At 64.9% G+C, this 22996-nt stretch carries 18 protein-coding genes and 1 other RNA gene; 11 read left to right on the top strand and 8 right to left on the bottom strand.

What is annotated here, in order from left to right:
- The first annotated feature begins 9 nt into the window (after window positions 1–9).
- From ssrA to FHX52_RS08640, 3 genes are all read left to right on the top strand, one after another.
- Window positions 10–376, top strand: a transfer-messenger RNA (tmRNA) gene (gene ssrA, locus FHX52_RS08650).
- A gap of 336 nt (window positions 377–712) precedes the next feature.
- Complete coding sequence (locus tag FHX52_RS08645) at window positions 713–1792, top strand: tyrosine-type recombinase/integrase (RefSeq protein WP_185747138.1); 1080 nt, start codon at window positions 713–715, stop codon at window positions 1790–1792.
- A 1034-nt stretch (window positions 1793–2826) separates the two neighbouring features.
- Window positions 2827–3612 carry a DUF2971 domain-containing protein gene (locus FHX52_RS08640; RefSeq protein ID WP_185747137.1) on the top strand — a complete coding sequence of 262 codons (786 nt, stop codon included), beginning with the start codon at window positions 2827–2829 and terminating at the stop codon, window positions 3610–3612.
- A gap of 212 nt (window positions 3613–3824) precedes the next feature.
- Here FHX52_RS08640 and FHX52_RS08635 read toward each other — a convergent pair whose 3' ends face one another.
- The gene (locus FHX52_RS08635) at window positions 3825–6776 is read right to left on the bottom strand and encodes a DEAD/DEAH box helicase (RefSeq protein ID WP_141821518.1); all 2952 of its coding nucleotides are present in this window, start codon (window positions 6774–6776) and stop codon (window positions 3825–3827) included.
- Window positions 6777–7183: 407 nt separating this feature from the next.
- On the bottom strand, window positions 7184–7564 hold the full coding sequence (locus FHX52_RS08630; protein ID WP_141821517.1) for a DUF4145 domain-containing protein: 381 nt from the start codon (window positions 7562–7564) through the stop codon (window positions 7184–7186).
- Window positions 7565–8151: 587 nt separating this feature from the next.
- Between FHX52_RS08630 and FHX52_RS08625 the strand changes: the two genes are divergently transcribed.
- Entirely contained in the window at window positions 8152–8607 is a 456-nt protein-coding gene (locus tag FHX52_RS08625; protein WP_221630526.1) for a DUF2500 domain-containing protein, read from the top strand.
- A gap of 807 nt (window positions 8608–9414) precedes the next feature.
- Window positions 9415–9945: a hypothetical protein gene (locus FHX52_RS08620; RefSeq protein ID WP_141821516.1), complete on the top strand. Its 531-nt coding sequence runs from the start codon at window positions 9415–9417 to the stop codon at window positions 9943–9945.
- A 596-nt stretch (window positions 9946–10541) separates the two neighbouring features.
- Here FHX52_RS08620 and FHX52_RS08615 read toward each other — a convergent pair.
- A complete protein-coding gene (locus FHX52_RS08615; protein ID WP_141821515.1) occupies window positions 10542–10763 on the bottom strand; it encodes a hypothetical protein in 222 nt (73 codons plus the stop codon).
- 1864 nt (window positions 10764–12627) lie between these two features.
- On the opposite strand from FHX52_RS08615, the gene FHX52_RS08610 reads away from it, so the two are divergent.
- Entirely contained in the window at window positions 12628–13146 is a 519-nt protein-coding gene (locus tag FHX52_RS08610) for a hypothetical protein (RefSeq protein WP_141821514.1), read from the top strand.
- 207 nt (window positions 13147–13353) lie between these two features.
- Here FHX52_RS08610 and FHX52_RS08605 read toward each other — a convergent pair whose 3' ends face one another.
- Window positions 13354–13590, bottom strand: coding sequence for a hypothetical protein (locus tag FHX52_RS08605; RefSeq protein WP_141821513.1), 237 nt, complete (start codon window positions 13588–13590; stop codon window positions 13354–13356).
- 298 nt (window positions 13591–13888) lie between these two features.
- On the opposite strand from FHX52_RS08605, the gene FHX52_RS08600 reads away from it, so the two are divergent.
- Together FHX52_RS08600 and FHX52_RS08595 are read left to right on the top strand one after the other, a co-directional pair.
- A complete protein-coding gene (locus FHX52_RS08600; RefSeq protein WP_141821512.1) occupies window positions 13889–14188 on the top strand; it encodes a hypothetical protein in 300 nt (99 codons plus the stop codon).
- An 86-nt stretch (window positions 14189–14274) separates the two neighbouring features.
- Window positions 14275–15135, top strand: coding sequence for a tetratricopeptide repeat protein (locus tag FHX52_RS08595; RefSeq protein ID WP_141821511.1), 861 nt, complete (start codon window positions 14275–14277; stop codon window positions 15133–15135).
- 58 nt (window positions 15136–15193) lie between these two features.
- On the opposite strand, the gene FHX52_RS08590 is transcribed toward FHX52_RS08595, so the two are convergent.
- Together FHX52_RS08590 and FHX52_RS08585 are read right to left on the bottom strand one after the other, a co-directional pair.
- Window positions 15194–15718, bottom strand: a complete 525-nt coding sequence (locus tag FHX52_RS08590) for a DUF2199 domain-containing protein (RefSeq protein ID WP_185747135.1) — start codon at window positions 15716–15718, stop codon at window positions 15194–15196.
- A gap of 82 nt (window positions 15719–15800) precedes the next feature.
- Entirely contained in the window at window positions 15801–16169 is a 369-nt protein-coding gene (locus tag FHX52_RS08585; RefSeq protein ID WP_141821509.1) for a hypothetical protein, read from the bottom strand.
- 205 nt (window positions 16170–16374) lie between these two features.
- Here FHX52_RS08585 and FHX52_RS24750 point away from each other — a divergent pair, with 205 nt between their 5' ends.
- Window positions 16375–16731, top strand: coding sequence for a cyclic-phosphate processing receiver domain-containing protein (locus FHX52_RS24750; RefSeq protein WP_425460091.1), 357 nt, complete (start codon window positions 16375–16377; stop codon window positions 16729–16731).
- Window positions 16732–16828: 97 nt separating this feature from the next.
- On the opposite strand, the gene FHX52_RS08575 is transcribed toward FHX52_RS24750, so the two are convergent.
- A complete protein-coding gene (locus FHX52_RS08575; RefSeq protein ID WP_141821507.1) occupies window positions 16829–17470 on the bottom strand; it encodes a class I SAM-dependent methyltransferase in 642 nt (213 codons plus the stop codon).
- Between the two features lie 237 nt (window positions 17471–17707).
- Here FHX52_RS08575 and FHX52_RS08570 point away from each other — a divergent pair, with 237 nt between their 5' ends.
- Together FHX52_RS08570 and FHX52_RS08565 are read left to right on the top strand one after the other, a co-directional pair.
- Window positions 17708–18202 carry a hypothetical protein gene (locus tag FHX52_RS08570; RefSeq protein ID WP_221630524.1) on the top strand — a complete coding sequence of 165 codons (495 nt, stop codon included), beginning with the start codon at window positions 17708–17710 and terminating at the stop codon, window positions 18200–18202.
- Between the two features lie 363 nt (window positions 18203–18565).
- Window positions 18566–19222: a septum formation family protein gene (locus tag FHX52_RS08565; protein ID WP_185747134.1), complete on the top strand. Its 657-nt coding sequence runs from the start codon at window positions 18566–18568 to the stop codon at window positions 19220–19222.
- Between the two features lie 810 nt (window positions 19223–20032).
- Here FHX52_RS08565 and FHX52_RS08560 read toward each other — a convergent pair.
- Window positions 20033–22903 carry a helix-turn-helix transcriptional regulator gene (locus FHX52_RS08560; protein ID WP_141821504.1) on the bottom strand — a complete coding sequence of 957 codons (2871 nt, stop codon included), beginning with the start codon at window positions 22901–22903 and terminating at the stop codon, window positions 20033–20035.
- Window positions 22904–22996: the final 93 nt, after the last annotated feature.

Here is a 22996-nt window from a genome sequence, read left to right as displayed (position 1 = left end):
TACACACATGGGGGTGATCGGTTTCGACGGTGGTCGACACACCAGAGGAAGCGGGTCGAGGATGTGGGGTTATCTCGTTAACGCTCCCTGCAAAACAATAGGTGCCGATTCCAAGCGCACCGACTTCGCCCTCGCCGCCTGAGCGAGCCTCGAAGTCCGTCAGCCTGAGCTAGTTCCCGACTCAGTGCCTGGCGTCAGCTAGGGGACTTGCTGTGCAGTCATGTCGAGGGGCTGCGCGGGACTCTTACTCGACTGGGCCTGTCAGGGGACGTGTGCGTGCGAGCCCTGGGGCCGAGAAAAGCCATAGCGCACTGCACCCGGAGAAGCTCTGGTCTCTCGTCATCGGACGCGGGTTCAATTCCCGCCACCTCCACCACTCGATGGTGGCCACGTCACGCTGTTCGCTTCTCCACGCTGTTCAGCGCTCCAAACAACGGCTGACCTGCGCAAACGTGCAGATCAGCCGTTGTCGGTGGTGCGGACACAAGGGGTCATGTCTAGACTTGGCACGGCAGGAAAACTGTCACACAGCTGTCACAAGCTGTCACAGGCGGTGGTCGAACTCGTGTAGCCCAGGCCCGACCCCTCACTGAACATGACGACTCGTGGAGGGCGCATGGCTGCACCGGCGAAGCTGCCGAGGGGAGTCACCCGGTATCGAGGTCGGTACCGGGTCAGGGTCGACTACGAGGGACATACGCATTCCCTTGGCATGTTCCACACTCTTACGGATGCACGCGCGGCGCTCGACATCACTCGCGGGCAGATTGCTCGCGGCCGTTTCGTGCCCCCAGCAGAGCGCCGGTCCGCCCGCCAGGCCGAGGTCGCGCGTGTCGAAGCCCAGTCGGTGACGCTGAAGGAGTGGTCCGAGAAGTGGCTCCTCGCCCTAGAAGCCAACCCTGACCGGTCACCGGCGACCGTCGTGTCGTACCGCTCCGTACTCAAGAACCACATTCTTGATGACCTCGGTGACATCCGATTGACCGACCTGACCACCGAGCGCGTAGCTGACCATCTTGCTGCCCTGGGACGCCAGCGTTCGACGCGGCACCCAGACGCTCGTGTTAACGGTGTAGCGCCGAACGTGGTGATCGTGCTCCGCTCAATGCTCAACGCGGCGGTAACGGCCAAGGCCGGCGCTCTTGAAACGTTCGACTTTCCCAAGGCACCGAAGCATCGCAGGGTGCGGCCCGAGGATGAGCAAGGAGACGTCGCGCTGCCCGAAGAGGTCAGGGCCTTCGCTGAAGCAATGCCTGCCCACCTGCGGATCGCCGTGCCGCTGGCTGCCTGGTGCGCCCTCCGCATCGGGGAGTTGCTGGGCTTGCAACGACGGGATCTGGAGTACCTAGACGACCCCGAGCGGGCAGTGCTCCATGTGCGTAGACAATGGAACGTGAAGGCGAACGCCCTCACACCACCGAAGGCGAGTAGCACCAGAAGTGTCGCTGTGCCGGCCGCGCTCCTGCCCAGGCTGACGCAGCACCTCCAGATCTACACGCCCTCACAGCGCACGGCTCCGGTCCTCACCAATGGCCGCGGTATGCGTGTCTCCCAGAGTGCCCTAGATCGCGCGTGGAGGGCCGCGAGGGAGCAGGCGGGCCGACCAGGCTTCCACTTCCACAATCTGCGGCACACGGGCTTGAGCAAGTACGCGGAGCAGGGAGCGACTCTGGCTGAACTCCTGCATCGCGGCGGGCACACTGACGTCACCGTGGCGCTTCGCTACCAGCATGCGACCGCCCAGCGCGATCGCGCCCTGACCGAGCTGCTGAGCAGAGAGATCGATTCCTAGCCCCCCGAGTGCCACGCGTTGGAGGAATTGGGGCAGTTGGGGTTCCCTAGATCGGCTAGCACTTCGGGTAGAGCCGATGCCGATACACCGTGCGATGCAGCAGGTGCGATGCGAAGACGTGAATCGACACGCGGAGGAAGTGGACTTGCCGGCCGACGGATACCTTAGGGCCAGGTGGCCCGCGCTCGCAGTCCCCTGGCCGCGGCCAGGGGACAAGTAGCTCTCGCGGCGTGGGGGACGGCCTGGTGCGCCAAGAGGCCTATGAGCGCGCTCATCAGGGTGAAGCTGACGGCCTTGCAGCGGCGGTCGGAGGTTCAAACCCAATATCGCCCACCACCGGAATAGGGCCCCTGAACAGCGGAAACGCCGGTTGGGGGTCTTCCAATTCCCCCTGCGTGGACCAGACGTGGACCACCCCGAGCCTGAGGATGTACGTGGTCCGACGGCGCATCTCGCTCGACGAGTCCTGTCACGGACGTCGTGGACCACGGGTCCCGACATCGGGCGGAACTGTTGGGCTCCCGCTCGGGTCTCCCAAGCCGATCTCGACATACGTCGGTGCAAACCCGCACGGCGGTCCCGCCGCTATGCATGTCCCCTGGCGAGCTCGTCGGGGGACTCGGCCGCCGACTCAGGGACCGTGTCAGTTCCCGTGACTGACCTGCGTGCGAGCTCACTCCGATGCCGGCGGTTGTACCGGCTGGCGCAGGACCGTGTGCAGAACTTTCGCCGGCGCGCCAGGCGGAACGGGCAGAACTCCGCGCCGCACTCCGCGCAGGTGACGACGATGACCACACGCCGACTCGCTTGAGGCGTCTGGAGACCAGTCAGCGAAGCTACTGCCCCCGCGGGGGAGTTGGGCATCCCTCCAGCGAGCCGTGCAGCGGTGGCTCTCTTGGGATCACGGGCAGCGATGAGACCTGTCCGTGAGGGCATTTGAGCTGTGCCGCGCTTGGCGAGCTTCTCGAGGATTGCCGCAGTTACGAGCCCTTTGGAGCGACGAAGGCCGTGCTCGAGCTTGTACTGTCGGGCGCGTGCAAGGCCGCGTCATCTGGGCTACAGATGCCGAGTACCTCAACGACAGCCAGGAGCTCCGGTATGCGCGGGATCATCTCGCGAAGGAGTTCCGTTCCGCTTCGGAACGCCTTGCGGGCAGGGCGAAGGAGCCGCACACCGAAGACCCTGATACGTCGAGCGCTGCAATCCTGAGCGCGGCTCTGACCGCGTTGGAGGGCGGCGATGAGGTGGCGCCGTCATCAGCGGTGCACGTCTTCGTTGCGTGCTTCTGTGAGGACGGAGACCTACTGAGCCAGTGGCGCGGGTACGCCGCCGGAGCAGGCTACGCGGTCGGCCTAGATACGGATGCTCTCGAAACCGCGGTCCTAGGCCCGATGCCACATCAGGAGTTGCCCGTGCGCCTTGTGGGCTTACGTCGCGTCTCGTATGGCGATGACTTGCTACGACCGCGAGTGGATGCGCTAGTCGCGCGGGTTATCGAACAGCCGTCCGCTCATCCGTACGTCATGGGCGACCACCTGGCGCGAGGCGAGATCTTGCCCATGCTCGCCGAGTTCAAGCACCCAGCGTTCGCCGAAGAGCAGGAATGGCGGTTAATCGCGACGGATCAATACGGGGAGCCTGTGAACTTCAGGCCCGGACCCCTGGGGCCTACACCGTACGTGGAGTTCGATTTCGGCTCTGCGCTAGTGGAAGTGAAGGTTGGGCCGGGTCCCCATCAAGAGCTTCGCCAGAGGGCGGTACAGCGACTCGTCCCTTGTGGGGTGGCGGTGACTCTGTCTGATGCCCCCTTCCGCGGCTGAGACGGGACAGAATACGGCGCGTTCGTGCCCGGAGTTGCTACATGCCGCCGACGGCTGCATCTCGAAGCAACGAGACCGCGTCCTACCGCCGCTGTTGCCCACCGTGTCTCCGGGGTCACAGCGCCCACTAAGGGCGCCCATCCCGCCCAGAATGACGCAGTCGGCCCGACGCCGCTTCCCAAACCGACGGGGGCGAAACCTGAGCGAGGGACTCACGGAGAGCAGAGAATCCGCAGTCTCACACCGCACTGCTGTGTGGCAGTCCACGCCGAGTTCAGGAGGGCATGCGCCTGAACGGCGACGGCGCTCGGCTTGGACTTGTTGAGTTCCCGTCCCAGCGCTGACTTCGACAAGGACGCGCCCAGCACTAGCCAGACCTCGCGCTCGGCATTGTGTGACTGCACCACGCCGTTGATCCGGCGCCAATTGCCCCTGCCGTTGCTCGCGGAAGTGCCCGCTCTCAGACGAGGAGCATTCCCGTGGGCACCGCCCCTCCAAGTCCCGGCTAGCGGTCCTGTATGTGGCTCGTCAGTGTTTCCGATCGTTAGGTACCGAAGGTTCTTGACGGCCTGGGACACAACCTCGTGAAGGGCCGATGCCGAGATCGTAGACTTCTTCGCCGCGCTCTTGCTCTTCGCGTGAACGAAGATCACCTTCGCATCCGTGAACCCGACGAAGTCAGCAATCTCTGTCCCAAGGTCGGTGCAGATAATCGTTGGATCTCTGCCGAATGCCGCAGGTAAGTAATCGAGGTCAATAAGGCCGAAGGCACTCTCTCGGCTCCACTTCCCATCAGCATCGACTGGCCCTTTCTCCGCGTTGAGAGTGGCCAGCTCAGGGTGGCCAGTCAAGACACTCAGCAGACCGGACGAAGCGACGCCTCCCCGGCGCTCGAGCGACCAGAAGTTCCCGTTGGTGTAGACGAGGCCGTCGGGCGTCGCAACACGGACGGTCTGTTCGCGATTCACCTCCTGCCAGAAGGCGCTGCGTATGCCGGACCGCGCGCGGAACGGGATCGGCTCGCTCGAAGCCAACTCGAAGCGCCTCAAGACGCGGCTCCACGCGATGTGAACCTTGATGTCTTTGCCATTGACCACGATCGGGAAGTTGCCCATATTATCGACTTCGCCCCCGTACAGATCAACGACCATGGGCTTTGAGTCGGTCAGGCCCTCAAAGTGATCCGGGTCGATGTCGAGCAGAACGTGCGCGGCCTGTGGCGCTGACGGCGGTGACACGGGACTGGCATACCGGTCGATCGCGCGGGCCGGTTTCTGGCTCGCGTCGAGATTCGAGCCGATCTCCTCAAAACATTGAGCGAGGTCTTCGAATGCGCCTTCCGTCTTGCGGCGATCGGTGACCCGTGCATTTCGGACCCCTGTGTACCGAGTCACTTGGTCATCTCCCACGACGAGGTGGCCCTCGGCCGTTGCGTATCCGAACGTCGTGTCGCCGATCTCGGAAGCGATAGAGGCTAAGTCGAACGCGCCGAGCGATCGAGTTCGAAGACTCCATCGACTGAGGTCGTTGTTCGACAACGAGACGTCCGAAACCCGCGCGCCCTCTGGCAGAAGGCCGATCAGCGACTTCGCCCCGATCGGATCGCTCATGTCGCGCAATGACTTCGGGACTGACGACGTCGAGTCGGCTACAAAGAGTCTCTTCCCGTCCCAGTGGAGGACGGTGTAGCCAAGTGTCATCTCGACGAAGGCGCCCGTGCGTAGGACTGGCGAATTTTCTACGCTGAGGTGCAAGACGACGCGACTGGCGGCGTTCGGTGCCCCGACACTCAGGACTCGACGGTCTCGGTCGAGGTGATCTTCTCGGACGGTTTCGGCCAAATGGTCAAGGTCGGGTACTTCTGGAAGCGTACGTATCGAGGCGCTGAACTTGAACTTCACATGAGTCCAAGCGTCTTGGTCGTGAAGGTCGAATCGCTCACGAAACAATCGGTCCCAGTAAAAGGTCTCTGGCTGAGCCGCGAGCAAAGCTTCGATCCCCGCCGGGTCGGTAGCCATGGAACGCGGCGCTTCGCCCTCGTCAAACCGCTCGTATCGAGTCCACGCCCTCGCCATCTGATCATCGGTCGCAATCACCCACGCCTTTGCACCCGTTGCTCGAGACGGGTTTCTGAGCACTCGGCCGACTTGCTGCACCCGTGCGCGATCACTGCCGAAGCCATCGTAAACAGCCAGAATCGTCACTGACGGGTCATCGAATCCCTCCGTGAGCTTGTGCTGATGCACGAGGAACCGAACATCCGGTCGGTCCTCGGGCGCGGGGACCGACCGCAGCAATCCTCTCGCGCGATCGCCAGGCCCGAAGGTCTCGTGGAAACCGACCGCTGTCTGCCCAGACTCTCTTAGAGCTTGCGTCATCGCGTCTACGGCGGCGCGGTCACCGCACCTAACGATGACTCGGTCCCCCTCGTTCACCCGCAACCTCTCGAGGCGTTGGAGTAGCGCGAGGGCGAATTCGCGTTCGGTTCGGCCCCGCTCGAGTTGCTCAAATTGGGGACGCCTCACAATTCGATCCGCGACGGCCTGAGCGTGGCTGTACCGGTATTGAGCCTCCTCGTCTAGGTCGAAGTAGCGGTTATCGTTCCGAAAGGGGGTGGCAGTCAGCAGACACGTCGGCAATCCCGTTGCTCGGACTGCTTCGGACCATGTTGGTGCAGGTTCGTAATGGCATTCGTCGACGATGACAGCGTCGAAGTCAACGAAGAGCGACCCCATTTCAATAGGGTCCCGACCGACGCTCCTATAGATCTCCAGAGCCATGGCCATCGTGGTCACGTAGACACGACGTCCCGCGACTCGATTCTTCGCGACAAAGTCCGCGGCACTACGGACGCGCACAACCTGCGGCAGAGTCGAGGGTCGAGCGACGCCAAGGGAGGCCCAGACTCTGCCATCGATGTCTGCTGCGAGTTGCGAGGCCAGGCTCCTCCAAGGGGCCAGGACGAGGGCTGACCCTCGATTGCTGTCGATGGCCGCCTCGGCCAATAGTGAAGCGATGACTGCAGACTTGCCCGACCCAGTTGGCATCGAGACCAGCGAGGCCTTCGAGGCCGCTCCAGTCCCTAGGTAATCGCGAAGGGTCGCGAGTGCCCGCCGCTGGTGGTCCCAGAGAGCGTTCAACGGACGCTCTGTTTCCGCCGTCATTGGTGGCTCTCCCGGGGTTGATGTTGGTTGCGGTCAGTGGTGCTGATTATGTGTGCCGGCAGCTGGCAGCGCCAGAACCCACACCTGCAAGCGCTCCTGCTGGCCAAGACAGGATCGCTATACCGTGCGTCTATGCGCTGCTTATTCGCCAGCGCGCCACCACCGACGGCGACGACGAGTGACAGACTGGACAGGATCACAGCAACGAGCTCCATAGGCGGGTCGTCGAGCGGGCCGGACGCGCACCACTTGAAATCTAACCCGTTCCTTGGCGCCTCATGCCACCTGACAGGGAGTCGGCACTGCCCGGCGCAGCGGGACTAACAGGGGTCGAAGTCGCAGGCGAATCCAGCACCACCATGCGATGAGGACACCGCAGGAACCGGTGTGCGTTCAGGTCCGTCGGTTCATTCCTCGGGTTCATCATCTTTGAGCAAGCCTTGATCTCGAAGCAACTGCGCGGGCATCTCGTACTCGTGCCGGATCAGGTGCCGGACGAACTTACCCAGTCCCTGTGCCTCCTCGCCGGTCACGTCGTCGTAGTCCTCGGGGTGGGCACCCTCGTTACCCAATTGGTTGAGGTGGTCAGCCCATTCCCACAGGGATTTATGGAGGTCGCCTTCCGCCTTCATATGCTTGAGCGCGCTCTTCAGGTGACGCTCCGCTCGCGCCTTCTCGCTCCCCTTGTCTTTCACGAACAGGCTGAGCGACGAACCAAACATCACGGCAGCGGCGCGATTGGCCTGGATGCCCAAACACTTCATGCCCTCGTCGTACGCAGAAGCCACGCCCTCGTTGACCTGCTTGTCGAGGGTTCCGGCGCCTGGCGGGGGGGTACCAGTGGACACCCCTTCCGGCCGGGTCCGTGACGCTCAGGACCGCGTTGCCGCAACCATCGCATCGCAGTACCGCGTACAGGTGGCCTCATCGCCAGCGTTCGCACGAGTCGGTACTGCGTGCAACCACTTCTCGCTGTCTTCGACCTTGAAGTTCGATACCCGACCGCACCAAGGGCAAGGGCCGCCGTTGTCGTGAGCCGTTGGGGAACTATCGGGGTTGGTGCGACCGCGGGTGCTCCCTGCAAACACGTTCCAAGACTGCGATGCCATGAGCACATCGTGTCAGGAGCCGCCGACTCTGCCACCCGGGTGACCAAGAAGGCGCGCCCTATCGCCGCGAAGCGGCAGTGTCCCCTATCGCCGCCTGTCGACCATCCTGACTGCGGGATGTGGGGATGCCGGCATAGTCGGCCGCGGCGCCGTGCAGAGGGCCTCTGCCGTGCCCGCGTCCGATCCGCGCGCATGTCGATGCAACCGCTCCGACTGTCGGGAAGTCATACTGCCGTCCTCACCCGCTCGAGACACAGAGGTCTGCGATGGTCACCGATGAGTTCGGCCCGCTCACCCCGGACATGTCCGGTCCCCCGACGGTCTTCCTCCTTCTCTTTGGGCTGATCTTCACGCTCGTCATCGCGGGCTTCGTCACGGTCGTCGTCAAGGGACTCTCGCAGTGGCGCGCCAACGAAGCCTCGCCGCTGCGCAGCGTCGACGCGATGGTCGTGTCGCGCCGCACCGACGTGCACCGCCGGCCCGGCACGGTGGGCGCTCCGACGGACGGTTCGGGCACGATGGCCATGGGTTCCACCAGCCCGAGCTCGAGCACCACCTACTTCGTCACCTTCGAGGAGCTCTCGGGCGAACGGCGCGAACTGCAGATGAGCGGCACCGAGTTCGGCCAGATGGCCGAGGGCGACCGGGGGCACCTGATCCACCAGGGCACCCGCTACAAAGGCTTCACCCGCCAGCACGCCGCCGACGGGCCGCCACTCTGACCCTGCCCGGCCTGTACTTGCGGCCGACGGGTTGACAGGGCCCCGTCCGCGGCGATGTCGGACGTCCCGTCCTCCGCGCGGCAATGTCGGACGTCCCGTCCGCGGCATCACCGGTCGGGCTTGGCTGTGTCAGGTCAGCGCGTCTCGGACGTCGAACACCGCTGCTCAGCTGGGAAGTGTCGCCCGAACCATGACCTGTCGGAGCTGGGAGACGAGGGGGTCGGCGCCTATGGACTGCTCGATCAATTGACCGCCACCGAGATCTTGTCCGGGTCAGCCAGAAGCACTGGCGTGGTCGCATCAATTCCTTCGCTGCACTTCGCCACCGCATACTCGGGAGCGGGACGACGCTATCCTCGGCTAATGGTCGCTGATGATGCGGGCTTGCCCAGCGAGCAGGCGGACCCCCGCGGGGAACGGGCTACGGCCTCGGCGTCGAAGGCAGCGACAGGCGAACGCAGATCGGACGCCGCACGGGCAGTCCCCGAAGGCCCAGACGTCAGCGCGAGCATATCTGGCGCTCGCCTACGTCAGCCTGGCGACACAGGGGAATCGCTGGCCTCTACTTCAATAGATGCGACGCCGAAGGACGGAATCAACGAGGTCTCTGGGCATGAGTTGGGAATCACCGGGGTAAGCGGGTCAACCACCCCGGCGCGTCGGACTCAGCGCTCAACTCTGGCGAGTTGGCCACGCAAGATGATCCCTTTTGGCGCCGCTGCGTTGCCTATCGTGGGGGCTGCCGTTGGGGCCGTTTTTAGTCTCTTTGATGTAGGGGCACTGTGGATATTCTTGGGAACACTCGCCTTGTCGACGTTCTTCTACGCCATCGCACAGGCTCTGGTCTTTCGAGATGGTCCCCTCGAAAGACGCTTCCTGTGGGTTTCGGTATCCTCTCTTGTAATCCTAATGCTGGGCTATCTCGTGTTTCTACGCGTATCCGATCCCGAGGGCACACCTCCGCCGTCTGGACACATCGTGCAGCCCACGCCCGGAGCGAAGGTCCCAGCGAGCGCGCCTGTGTTCAGCGGGACGGTCGCGAACATGCCCCCAAATTCGGTCCTGTGGATCTTTATCTATGATGACACAACTGATACGTATGCTCCGCTCGAGGCCGCCAGGCTTAGCGGACACGACGAATGGAGGCTCAGCGGCGAGAAGCTCGTCACCGGTGGCGACGCTCCCGGCACCGAGTATGAGGCATTGTTGGTGCTCATCGATAAAGCGAGCGACGAGCACATCATAGCGCGGTCTCTGTATTACGACCTGCTTGTAGAGGTGCCCCCCGGACTTGTCGAGAGCCACACTTTGGACAGAGTGCATTTTGTGCTGCGTTGATCCTGTCGACACCCGCCCCGGCAGTTCGCGGGTGCTTTCATCCGGCGCGCTGCTGTGCGGGCGCGCGCAGCGCCAGACCAAGGCTGTTGATGCCCCCGCCACCTATTCAACAGACCCGATGCTTCTTTCGGTTGCCGTCGAAGGCGGATAGGTCATGGCTTGCGAGCAAAAGAAGCCTTCACTGGTCCGTGCCATCCGCGGCACGTCGGCACCAGTTCGAGGTCTTAGACCCTGAGGATGAGCCCCCGATGATGCACCGACGCTCACTCTCGGCCACGGCCACCGACAGGCGATGGGAGTGGTACGAGTCAGGGACGCCATTCGAGTTCGAGGACACCGAGCGCTACATCGCACGGCGCAAGCGCTACCGCTTCGACCGCGAACTGCTCTTGAACTACCTCGAGCACCTTGGCATCCCGGCACGAATCGACATTAGGTACGGGGCGGCAATTCTGCTCCAGAAGCGCGCACAGTACGAGCGACGCAGCATGACACTCGAGGACGCTCGCGCCGCCTTAGCTAGTGCCGCGCACCCGAGCCATGCGCGGCAAATGAGGACGGTCGCGTCCTGGCCGAGAGCCCGGTATCTCGCCTGCTCAGAGACTGTCACTGATGTTGTTCCACTGGAAGTTCTTGCGCCAGCCGTCGTCGCCGTCACCGCTCTGCTCATATAGCCACTCAGTGAAGGCTTTTGCGGTCCTTTCCCGCGACACCGTGCGGGTCTGGACATGCGTCTCCAGCGAGCCGTCACGTACCTCGAGTTGGTAGTGCCCATCGGGTCGAAGCCAGACCTGAATGTAGAGCTCGGGCACGTCCATGCTCTCGAGGAGAACGTGACCGTCCCGGGGCAGCGACTCGATCACACCAAGCACGTAGTCAGGTTTTGGGCCTCGGATGACCGGGCGGCCAGGAGTTATGAGTCGATAACGCTGCTGCGGGGCTCGAGTCATGAGCGCCATTGTGCCGCGTCGCGCACTGCTGTACGGGTTCGGCGAATGCGGAGCCCTTCATTCTTCCGCTCGTCGGCACGACCGCGCTTACCGCGGCATGGTCGGACGTCGTCCGACGAGCGGCAATGTGGGCCGTCCTCCGAGCGGCAATGTCGGACGTCCCGTCCTCCGAGCGGCATGGTCGGATGTCCCAGTGGCGTGGCACCGCGAGCCTAGAGTTTCAGTTCATGAGCGAAGACGAGGACATCGTTGGGCTTGGGACTGAACCTCAAGGTGAGGATGCGGTTCTGGCGCTTCCCTACACGCCCCAGACCCTGTTGGAAGCCGCTCGAAGGTTCGCAGGTTCGGCCGCTGCTCATTACGCGCCAACTGATGCACCGTTCTTCTTCTTGCACGCGGGTGCAAGCACCGAGCTCTTGCTGAAAGCTGCGCTCTGCGCCGCGAGCCCGGCTCTCCTGTTGGAGCGGCAGTTCAACGATGAGGCGCTCATCCGCCGCGTGGGGCTGCAGCCTCTGGGCAAGTCAGGGACCACGCCGCGGCGCGGTGTCGAGCGCCCTCCGTACACGATCGGTTTGGCTAAGGCCATCGACCGTTACCAGCTCCTATACGGTCAGGACTCTTTAGGGGTCTCGCCGGAAGACCTCGGGCTACTCAAAGCGGCGCGTGACCTTGCAGCACACGGGTCGAACGCGCCCGACGTCACGCAGGAGATGCACGTTGTCCTTGTGACGTTTGCGAAGGTAGTCAACTCGGTGGTTGCACGACTCAGGATGTCGGACGAAGAATTCTGGGGTGCGCACACATTTCTAGTTAGCAGGGCCCTCGATGAGCAACGGGGCCAGGTGGCAAGCAGGGCGCGAACCCTGATATCGGCTGCAAGGCAGCGGTTTGAGACGAAGTACGACGGTGTTCCGAGGGAGAGTCTCGAGCGCCTGATGACTGAGACCTTCTGGGAACTGAACCCGAAACCAAACGAGTGGTCTCGTGTTTGCCCTGCATGCGGTGCGCAGGGGGTATCCCGTGTGCGTGCGGACCTGTGGCGTGAAGCAACGCCAGAGGAAACGGTCCGTCTGGTTGCCGGCTACAAGGCGATTGACCTGCGCTGCCCCATTTGTCAACTAACGCTGGAGTCTGAGGAGTTGTGGACGCGGCCGATGACTTTGAGGCTTGGGAGGAGGAAGAAGACGATTTGTACTACTGGGCGGCGGATTTCGGCTGGGAGCGACTCAGCGATAAAGACCTGGAGGCTTTGGAGCTGGATGGCTCGGCTGGCCAGGGAGAGTCAACGACCCGATAGCGGCAATGTCGGACGTCCCGTCCTCCGAGCGGCAATGTCGGACGTCCCGTCCTCCGAGCGGCAATGTCGGACGTCCCGTCCTCCGAGCGGCAATGTCGGACGTCCCGTCCTCCGAGCGGCAATGTCGGACGTCCCGTCCTCCGAGCGGCAATGTCGGACGTCCCGTCCTCCGAGCGGCAATGTCGGACGTCCCGTCCTCCGAGCGGCAATGTCGGACGTCCCGTCCTCCGAGCGGCAATGTCGGACGTCCCGTCCTCCGAGCGGCAATGTCGGACGTCCCGTCCTCCGAGCGGCAATGTCGGACGTCCCGTCCTCCGAGCGGCATTTCCGGACGTCGGACAGGGCGCACCCACGCGGGAGGAACTGCCGGACGGTCGGTTGCGCTGATCCGTCATTGCAGCTTGCGAGAGCCGCACCACCGGCCACACTGGCTGAGTGGACGCCGACGCGAAGCAGGAACGATCGGCCGAGCCGCGCCGCTTGCGACGGCGGTATCTCGTTGCGGGATTCCCCGTCTGGACTTACATCCTCGCGGGCGCGGCGCTCGTCACGTGGAGCGTCCACGGGGTCATCCAGATGTATGGAGTCGATACAGCGAGTGGTTGGTGGGGCGGCTTCGGAGACCTGATGAACTTCGTGATGGCCGGTGTCTTGCTCGTGGCAGGAGGACCAGCACTCCTCGTTGAGGTTTGGGCACTAGATCGCGCGCCGCAGCGTCGATGGCTGGCTCGTGTCGCCGTCGTGGCCTACATCGTGTTCGGTTGCTCGTGGGCGTTGCTGCCGATCGGGCTCCGCTTCGGTGGAGACACCAACCCGGTGCAGCTCAAGGATCTGACGCTGGGCATCGCCTGCTACGTCGTCGTCGTCGTGACGCAGGCCGTCGCCGTCTTCATTGCATGCCGCTGGCGGATGAAACGGCAGCAGGGGTTGAGCGAGGAGTTCGTTGCCGCGTAGGCGCAGCGGTCAGAACGGCAAACGCGGCTCGGCTCCGAGTTGGCATCAGCGCAGGGAGCGCATGCCGCGCAGAAAGAACGACGGATCACCGGCCTCAGAGCGGAATGGTCGGGCCTCCTCCCGCAGAGCGGCAGAAGCGGACGTGCTCATCACCGCTCCACTGCCCCCCGGTGGCTCAGGGTGCGCCAGCAGACCGCGATGCAGGCGTCAGGCGCAGTTGGTCGCAGACGACGGCGGCTTGTCGAGCTTCTTGAACGACTCCTTGTGCCCAGCGTCATCGGTGAAGGTCGCCAGGTCATCAGCGACGGTCACCCGGCCGGGCTGACTCGGATTGCTCCAGCCAGCCGGCGGGTTGCCATCGTTGACCAAGGGACCGCCCACTCGCTCGAACCAGTCGACCCCGACCTGCAAGTAGCGGATGCCGCAGTGGGTGTAGAGGTCCACCGTCGTGCCTCGACTTTCCGCCGGGATTGGCGACGGCTGCTCGGATGTACAACCCACGAGGGCCATAGCGATGCCGCACATGGTGATCAGGGCCAGCGCTCTAGTCGGTCGCATAGCTGAACCCCCGTCTCATCAAGCCGTGTGCAACCGAGCATCGTGCCGGAGGGACGCCTTGTGGCGGCGGTCGCCGCAATCGTGACGCGACCGCAACTCCCACGGCGCGGTCCTGAGCGCGGCAATGTCGGACGTCCCGTCCTCCGAGCGGCAGATTCGGACGTTGACGGGCAGACTGGAGAGCGTGGTCGACGACGAGCTGAGCAGGGCGGTTGTGAGTTTCCTTGGTTCTCCAGGCGTGTTGGAGCCAACCGAGCCTGAGCGACGCGTTGCGGCTCTGTTCGGTGATCGAGCGGTCGCGCTTGTGCCACGGATCCGGGCGATGCTGGTCGACCTCGACGCAGCCACGCCGCCTTTGTGGAACACCGCGAACCTGCAGGAGATGGGGAACAACGTCGAGCGATGGGTTCAAGAGACCTATCCCGAACTCGACGGTCACGCGGTGAAGGCCATCGCCAACTCGTACACGTTCAGCTACAAGTAGCTGGGCGATCTGCTCCACGAGCCGCACGCGGCATGTCCGGACGCCAGCCTGAGCGTCGCTTCGCCGGATAGAGCACAATGCCCGGCATGGACGAAGATATCGAGGAACGGCTGCGAAATATGGCGCAGCTGCGCCTCGATGATCTGTTGGAGGCCGGGTGCGAACTAGCCGAGGCTAGTCGCCTCGCCGATGCCGAGTCCTGCTTCCGCCAAGCCATGAGGCTCGGCTCCGCAGACGGAGCGTTCAACCTCGGGAACTGCCTCGCCGAGCAAGAGAGGTGGACCGAGGCCGTCGACGCATACGACGTCGCGATCGCGGGCGGCGTCGCCGATGCCCGGTTGAACCTGGGGATAGTCCTGCACGAGCTCGGCGACCTCGCAGGCGAGATCCGGGCCTACCAACAGGCCGAGGCAGGAGGCGACAGCGGCGGCCCCCTTGGGATGGCCTTCGCTCTTCGCGAGCAAGGCGATCGGGAAGCTGCCCTGGCCGCTGCGCAGCGCTCAGCTGCCTCCGGAAACCAGACCGCAGCCGCGGTCGCGGCCTGTTGGCAGTGGTGCACCAGCCACGACCCCAGCCTTGAGCCGGACCTCCGAGCTGGCGCGGCACTCTTTCCGTCAGCTCGCGCAGACCTCGGTGATCTCCTGCTGACGACGGGACGCATCGAGGAAGGCCGACAGGTCCTCGAGGCCGGCATGAAGCTCGGCGAGGTAGAAAGCATGCTGCCGCTGGGCAACCTCTACGCCGATGTCCTCCACGACGACGCGGCTGCAGTAGCTGCCTACCGCGCCGGAGCGGCGCTCGGTGACGCCCACTCCCACCACAACCTCGCCGTCCTGCTTGAACAGAATGGCGATCTGGCCGGCGCAGAACACCACTACCGGAGAGCCATCGAAGGCGGAGACACCTTGGCGATCCGCGCTCTTCGAGAACTCCTCGAGGAGAACTAGCGTAAGCAGCGCGCTTCGCGGCAGATGCGCGCGTTTGCGGATCCGGTGGCGCGTTGTGTCAGGCGAGCTGCCCGTTGAGTTCAGCGACCCGGTGCCACGGGATGCCTTCGCGCTGCTCTACAGCTAGCGGATGCTCGGCATCCATCGCGAAAACGAAGTGTGGCACTTGGCCGGGTTCGCGGTGCCGAACATGGAGAGCCAACCCCTGCGTGCTTTCCTCGTACGGCAGCGAGTTAGCCAGGCGTCCTGGCATCGGCGGTAGGTCTGCGCGTCGCGGGTCGTCCCAATGCGCTTCGAGCGTCTCCATGTCGTCCGGGGCCAGCGTGGACCAAACGGACCAGGCGAATGTCTCGTCCGGTCGATCAGAAATCGGTAGAACGATGTGTCCCCGAATGAACGTGTAGAGGCGCTGTTGCCAGGGCAAGTAGCACTGATCTCGACCCAGCTCTCCTTGAACTCGCGCGGAGAGGGGAGCTTCGACCCATGGGTCCGGCGCCTCGGGGCCGAAGACGGTTGCTAGTCCTTCATGGACCACCCCGCACTCCGAGCAGATCAGTCCCTCTTGCCCATGGAACAAGCGCATGGTGGCCATCATGCCTCGCGATCGGGCCATGAGGAGCCATGGACTTCGCCCTGCTACCAGCGGCATGTACGGAGGGCGCTTTTCAGGTACTGGGTCCCGCGTGCCCGTGCCAGGGATCCCGCCACGTGGCTCGTAGCCAGAGACGAACACTCAATGTCACTGCGACGACGAAGCACGCGATGCCCAGGAATGCGAAGCCCACAGTCAGCAGGGCGATGCCTTGGGTGCCATCGTCGGGTGCGCTCACTGCGGAGCTCCACAACCCGAAGAATGCGGCTGCAGCTGCGAGACACCAAGCAATAGCCCGGATGGATGAGAGCTGAACCGCGCCCCCGACGATGCAGCCAGCGGCTACTGCAAAGAAGAAGAACACCAGATCAGCAGATGTTCCGCCCCACATGGAGAGCGTTGTGAATATGCCGAGCGTGACGCCAAGGGCGATGAGAGCCACGGTCGGCCTCGCTTTCTCGTAGCTTGGAATCCGACAATACGCACTGTCCGGGACTAGTTCAGCCAAGAAGGGCGGACCCGGGCGAACCAGCGCTCAGGCAGGATCGGGCGAGCGTAGCCGCCGTCAACGCGGCATGACCGGGCAGCTGTGCCCGGCGCGATAAATCTTCGTCGACCCCGCCGCCGACACCCGCCATCATGTGGCCATGTCCTTTGTCCTGTTGGTCGATGACACCCGCACCTTCCGTGACGGCCGCGAGCACGTCCGAGCGCGGACGAGCCGGGAAGCTCTCGCGGCCTTGGGAGGAGTCCGTCAGTACGGTCATGGGCAACTGTGGTTGGACCATGATTTGGGCATCGTCGGTGGGTTCGTCGACAGCACGCTGCCCATCCTCGATGAGTTGGCACGTGCGGCCAGCGACGGAGAGCCCTACCCCTTCGACCTCGTTATTGTCCACACGTCTAACCCCGTGGGAGCGGCGACAATCATGCAGGTGCTTGAGCGGTGGGGGTACCCATCCCGTCGCGTCCCAAGCGGGGACCAGCTCGTTGACGAGACCTGAGCTCGACTCGCGCGATCGGCGGCATGAGCGGACTTGGTCCCGGGGCGTCGGGCTGGCTGGGTTGGGACATTGAGGCTCCGGTTGGCGCAGGCGCCCTTTAAAGGGTCTTGTGTGCGAGCCGTATTGCCGCGACAGACGGTTGCGCCGGTCCGAGGTCGATCGTGGCATCCACGACGAGGCTAGCGCCGCGAACGAGTTCCGCGTAGGCGGTGATGCTGCGGCGTGCGAAGAGCACATTCATTGGTAGGCCCCCATAGCCCTCGGTCTTGACGTATGCGCTGTCGCCAACATGACCACCGATCATCAACTGGCCGCCGGGCCGAAGCACGCGGGCAATTTCTGCGAACGACTGGCCCAGATCCTCGTCGGGGACATGGTGCATGACGTACCAGCAGAAGACGCCCGCCGCGGAACCGTCAGGGACTGGGACTTCAGTCAGGGACGCTTCGATGAACCTCTGCCCGGGGTTGTAGCCGCCCGCGATACGCAGCATCTCTGGCGAGACGTCTACTCCGAGCACCGACAGCCCGAGGGATGCCAGATACCGCGACAGAAGCCCGGGTCCACATCCGAGGTCGATGACCAGCCCGCCTCCCGTGGCCTTCACCTGCTCTACGAAGTAGTTGACCAGGGATGATTCGAAAGGCAGGTGGTTGAGCCCGTCGCGGACGACGGCAACGTAAGGCACCGCGACTCGGTCGTATGACTGAGCCGCTTCAACGATCCACGAGGTGTCCATCGTGAGGTGACCCTACGTGGCAGCGGCGTTCCAAGGAGCCCATGTTCCTCAACGGCTCAGAGATGGGCGCGGTTGCAGAAATGCGCCCATCGCGGCGGCCGCTCGGCGGCATGAGCGAGCGTGACCGTTTGCCTCGGCTCCCACTCTCGGCCGCCGGCCATTGCTCGGAACAAGGCGCACCCGCGAATCCGTCAATGCGCCCGCGACGCGCTGCGGTCGGACCTAGCATCCAGAGCCATGGGCCTCTGGAGGGCGCTCCCGAACAAGACACAGCTGCGGATCGGGAAGAGCGCCGTGATTCTCGCCGCACTCGCAGTCGGCGTCTTCAGCGTCTCGCGAGTCGCTTCTGGCCTCACCGATCGCAGTGCCATAGAGCCGTTCGCCAACGGCGCCATGACCACAGGGACCGTCCTGAGTGTGAGCGAGGCCGACTACAAGACCGGCGCCAGCTACATCGCGATCATCACATTCACCGACAGCAGCGGCATCCAGCACACATTCACCGCTCCGGCCAGCCCACAACCCGTTTACGCGAGTGAGCCCGCGCAGGTTTCCTATCTGCCGACGGACCCGTTGTCGGCTCACGACGTGACTGCCCGCCCTGCCTGGCAGGCGGAGGTCGGCCAAGGCTCCCTCGGTGCCGTCACGGCGACTGCGATATTGGCTCTGGGGGCTCTGCGCTGGCGCCGGTCGAGGAGCGCCGTCGCCGGAGCGGAGCCGGAATCGCGTTGAGCTGACGAGTGTGGGTATGTTTGACCTCCACAGGAGCCGCCAGATCACGAGCATCCTCCGTCCGACTCAGTGGGTCGCACCCAACGTCCGGCAGTCGAACGCAGTCCGGCACGACCGATCGGCGGCAGATTCGGACGTCCCTGTCCTCCGCGCGGCATGTGCGGACATGGGCCGGGTGGCGTCAGGGACAGGCAAAGGGCTGCCAAGTCGCGGTCCCCTGTCCCGCCGTGTCATAGCGCTTGTGTCAGCACCGGCACAGACAAGGCCGGGTCAGGGCCAGATCCTTTGTGCATGGCAACGACACATAGCAGCCGGGGCGCGGCTCGAGCATCGAATGAATCCTGGGTGGCATGGGAGGGCGCGATGTCCAAGGGAGTGCGATCTCGCCGCACCGTTCGGAACGCAGAAACGATGGCGTATGTCGTGGTGACGTTGGCGGCGGCTGCCGCGGTCACAATCCTGGCTGGCTGCCAGAAGGTCGAGCCGCTAGCCGTGGCCGGCAAGGCGGCCTCGAGCGCCTCCGTGACGACGTCCAGCTCGTCCGCCAGCTCCCAGCCCACTTCAGAAGCGTCAACGTCCTCGCCTCCGCCGCCGACGTCCACGCGGCCACCGACCCAGCCGTCGACGCGGCCCCCCGCTCCTCCCGTCAAGGCCAAGCGGATCTTTTGGCAGAACCTCAAGCCCGGTATGTGCGTCCGGAATCCGTCGAACGCCTCCGTGCTGTACATCACCGTCGTGGACTGCAGCGCAACCCACGACGCAGAGGTCACGCTCCGGGCCCTCCTGACGGGAACGAGGAAGTGGCCGGGTGACGATGCGGTGGACGCGGCGGCGGAGGCGAGGTGTAACGCAGCCTTCGCATCGTACGTCGGTGTCCCGTTCGAGCAGTCACGGCTCGAGACCGACTTCTACACCACGGATCGGACGGGCCGGTCGGCCGGCGACCGCCGGCTCATCTGCCTCGTGTACGACCCCGACAACACCTCGCTCACCCGGTCCCTTCGCGGCAGTCATCTGTAGCCGGCGGTTCGAGTCGCGACACGGTGCGCTAGGGACTATTACGAAAGTCGTAGGCGGCTGTCCGCTCATCGGCAGATCCGGTCGATCACGGACCTCACCGGGTGGCCGCACGCTTGTGCACGAGCGCGCAACAGGGTCCTTTCAGCCGCGATAGCGGCAGTGTCCCCTATCGCCGCGAAGCGGTAGTGACGCTCCTGCCGCCGCCAGATCACGCGTTGCGGCGCAGATCGGGTGGTTCCTCGATCAGCCCCGACGGCGGAGGGTCGACAATCAGAAACTGGTCCTCATTGACCTTCAGCCCCGACGGGAGAGTCACCCATTGACCCTCTGCTGACGGAGTCTCATCAGAAGCCTCAGGCTCGGACTGTGATTCATCGTCCATCGTCCCAGTCTCCCACCCGGCCGCCACGTCGAGAAGAGATCATCGGGCCGCTACCCACTCTCACGACCCACCCTCGCCTGCCAGCGCCATCCTGACCCCAGCTCGCCGGCCTGGCCGGACGGGACCCACACGCGGGGCTTCCTCCATCACGCTCCATCCGCGGCCGAGCAGCGACTCGGCATCCCGCGTCATAGCGCCGCGGAGCGACCATGCTGGCCCGGGCATGAACGCGTACTGCGCGTGGCTGCTGCGGACATGCCTTGTGGCGGGCTTTGGCCGCGGCCGGAATGTTCTGCATGCCTCGGCCGTCGCGAGTCTCGTCCTGGATGGCGTCCGCGCGAGTGGTCGATCCCGCATTTGCATTCGAGGTCGACTTGGCGTCTCGGGACCTGCACGGATTGGACGTCGCCGGGTGGGCCGTAGTGGAGTTAGGTGTTGTTCGTTCTTCTTGCCATTGCTGCGGCCTCGCCACGGTTGGCCACCCCAAGCTTGGCGAGGATGTTGCTCACGTGAAGAGCGCTTGTCCTTTCGCTGATGAACAGTGTGCGGGCGATGGCGCGGTTTGTTGCGCCTCTGGCGAGCAGGTCGAGCACGTCGTGCTCGCGGGCGGTGAGGCGATCGATCGGGCCCGATCCTTGCTCGGCGGTCACGGGCAGCGGCACCCGGTGACGCCGCGCCTCGGCCGTTGCCCGTTGCGCGAACCAGCGAGCACCGATGGTTTCGGCCAACCGCCAGACCGCAACGAGGTGCTCCTTGCCGGCATCGCGCTCACCTTGGCGCAGCTGCTCAAGCGAGTATTCGAGCTGCGGGCGAAGTGCGAACAGAACGCCGAAAGGCGTGGCCAACTCGACGGCGCGCGACCACTCCTCGACGGCGGACCGGCCCTCGATGCGGGCGGCGTACCCGTCAGCCATGGCGAGGTGAACCGCGTACTCAGACCCGGCCCAGTCGTCGGTGAGGCCATGGTGCGCGGCAGTCAGGGCCCTGTCAGACGCTTCCGCCAAAGCCACAGGGGCTTCCAGTCCAGCCTTCGTAGCGGCACGCAGCGACTGCAACCCGCAGCGGGCCATGACAGCGGCGTGCACGGGCGACTGCGAGCCGGCTCGGTTGAGCAACTGCTCGGCGGCGTCCAGCTCACGCGCCACGTTTCCGAGCTGCTCGAACAGCTCGACCCTTCGCAGCGCGTCCGCCGGGGCGAACAAGTGCGGGGCGAAGTTCTCCTCGATCGTCAGCTCTTCCATCGCCAACGCGCGGTCCAGGTCACCCTCCGCCATCAGCAGCTCGACCGCGCGCCAGCGCCTCCTGCGCTCGGGGTACGCGCTGCTGGTGAGGACCTCTAGGCGTGGCCTCGCTTCGGCTAGGCGTCCTTGCCAGATCAGGGCCTTCAGTTCTTGCTCCACGTTGAGGTTGGCTGGGAGGACGAGCCCTTCACGGTGGGCGGCGTCCTCGGCCTGTCGTGCCAGGGCGCAGCCTTCGTCCAGCAGGCCGGCGCTGATCAGTTCGCCGGCCAGGAGTGCTTGCGCGGTGAGGGCGGCTCCGGGGGCCGCGGCGTGTTCGGCCAGCGCGACCGCTGCCCTCATGGCTGCACGGGCTGCTGGGAGCCGACCGAGCTGATGCAATGCCTGAACCGTTGAGATTTGGGCCTCGTACTCCGCCAGCTCGGAGCGGGCTTGTCGCGCGATCGCGATGGCGTTCGTGCCCGCGTCAAGGGCTTCCATGTACTCGAGGTGACGTAGGTGCATCACGGCCTTGGCTCCCCACGCGTCGGCGAGCTCCCTGCTGGGGTGCCCTGACGCGAGGGCGATGGCCCGGTCGGCCGCCGCTGAGGTGTCCATGGCCCGGTCGCGGTCGTTCCAGTCGTAGACAACGATGGTGAGAACTCGACTCGCGGCCAGTGGGTCGGTTACATACTCGAGCCGATCGAGGGCCTGACGCAGGAGCCGTTGGATGCGCTCGACCTCGCCACTTCGGACCAGCGATTCTGCCGCCACGGCAGCCGCCTCAGCGTCGGTGATACCCGCGAGCTCGGCGGCGTTCGGCACGCGGGGCCATATGGCGAGCGCTGACTCGAGGTGATCGGCCGCCTCGGGCACGCCATGCTGCTTGGCGGCCAGTCCAGCCTTCACATGAGAGACCAGAGCGGTAGCGGGGTCTTCGGCCGCGGCCGCGTGCTCGGCCAGAGCTGCGTTGGCCCGCCACCGCGCAGCGGCCGGCCCCACCTCAGCCCGCTCTCGCAGAACGCCGACGTAGGCACCATGCAGGGCCTGACGCTCGCTCGGCAGGAGGCCGTCCTCGACGGCGTCGCGCAGCAGCACATGTCGAAACGCGAACTGGTCCCCGTGTCGGGTGAAGACGTTGGCTGCAAGCGCCTCGCGTGTCAGCGCCTCGAATGTGGCCGTGTCCAGACCGGATGCGTCACGCAGCAGGTCGAGGTCGATGACGGGGCCATCGACGGAGGCCAGGCGCACGAGCGCGGCCGCGGAGGCAGACAGGCCCACCACATGTCGGAGGAGCAGATCCTGCAACGACGAGGGCACCCTGTCACCGGGGGCGGTCATGATCTCCTCCGCGTAGAGCGGGTTCCCCCCCGATCGGGTCATGATGGCGTCCAGCTCGGACGCGGAGAGCGGTCGGCCCAGGCGTCGGTACCCGAGCTCGGCCACCCCGGCTGCCGTGAGGGGCGGCAAGCTCAGCCGGGTTGTGCCGGGTGACAGGGACAACGCTGAGATCCCAGAGCGGCCCGGGTTCGATGTGGTGAGGTCATCGGAGCGGCTGGTTACGACGAGGAGCACGGGCGCTCGGCTGGTGTGCGTCAGTGCCACGACATAGTCCATCGTCGAGCGGTCCGACCAGTGCAGGTCCTCGATCACCAAGGCGACGGGCTGCTCGAGGGCGAGGACTGCGGTAGCGCCGAGAAGTCGCTCGAGGAGGTTCCCAGCGGCGCTGGCGTCATTGTCGATTCCGTCGGGTAGGAGCCACCGCGCTGCGGCAGGCACGCTTCCTTCGGGATAGCCGCGCGACTCGACCACTTGACGCAACGCCTCGGTCACCGGCGCGAAAGGAGCCCCCGTCGCCAAGTCCAGGCAGTGGCCGATACCGCCGGTCAGGCCGTGGTGTCGGGCGTGGTCCAGGATGGCTCGGGCCAAGGTCGTCTTGCCCACCCCAGCATCGCCGACGACGAGCAGTGTCGAGGCCTGCGGCGGGTCGCCCGCTGCGGGACTTGTCGCGGCAGATCTGAGCAGACGGTCAGCCAGCGCCAACTCGGACTCTCGGCCGATCAGCGGCGCCCCACCGCTCATCCTCCGACCTCCCCACGGACGCCGCGCTGCGTCTGATCACCCAGCGTAGGGCGCCGTGAGGCATTGGTCCGCCGTTCTGGCAAGGGGTGTGGC

The sequence above is a fragment of the Humibacillus xanthopallidus genome (genome assembly GCF_006717145.1).
Lineage (GTDB): Bacteria > Actinomycetota > Actinomycetes > Actinomycetales > Dermatophilaceae > Humibacillus > Humibacillus xanthopallidus.
Note: the sequence above shows the minus strand (reverse complement) of the source record. Positions and strands in the feature narration are given on the sequence as shown.

Coding starts and splice junctions, on each gene's coding strand:
- FHX52_RS08625 (WP_221630526.1), top strand. CDS start 8,152: ATGGTCACCGATGAGTTCGGCCCGCTCACCCCGGACATGTCCGGTCCC.
- FHX52_RS08565 (WP_185747134.1), top strand. CDS start 18,566: ATGTCCAAGGGAGTGCGATCTCGCCGCACCGTTCGGAACGCAGAAACG.
- FHX52_RS08595 (WP_141821511.1), top strand. CDS start 14,275: ATGGACGAAGATATCGAGGAACGGCTGCGAAATATGGCGCAGCTGCGC.
- FHX52_RS08590 (WP_185747135.1), bottom strand. CDS start 15,718: ATGCGCTTGTTCCATGGGCAAGAGGGACTGATCTGCTCGGAGTGCGGG.
- FHX52_RS08615 (WP_141821515.1), bottom strand. CDS start 10,763: ATGGACGTGCCCGAGCTCTACATTCAGGTCTGGCTTCGACCCGATGGG.
- FHX52_RS08575 (WP_141821507.1), bottom strand. CDS start 17,470: ATGGACACCTCGTGGATCGTTGAAGCGGCTCAGTCATACGACCGAGTC.
- FHX52_RS08635 (WP_141821518.1), bottom strand. CDS start 6,776: ATGACGGCGGAAACAGAGCGTCCGTTGAACGCTCTCTGGGACCACCAG.
- FHX52_RS08570 (WP_221630524.1), top strand. CDS start 17,708: ATGGGCCTCTGGAGGGCGCTCCCGAACAAGACACAGCTGCGGATCGGG.
- FHX52_RS24750 (WP_425460091.1), top strand. CDS start 16,375: ATGTCCTTTGTCCTGTTGGTCGATGACACCCGCACCTTCCGTGACGGC.
- FHX52_RS08560 (WP_141821504.1), bottom strand. CDS start 22,903: ATGAGCGGTGGGGCGCCGCTGATCGGCCGAGAGTCCGAGTTGGCGCTG.
- FHX52_RS08645 (WP_185747138.1), top strand. CDS start 713: ATGTTCCACACTCTTACGGATGCACGCGCGGCGCTCGACATCACTCGC.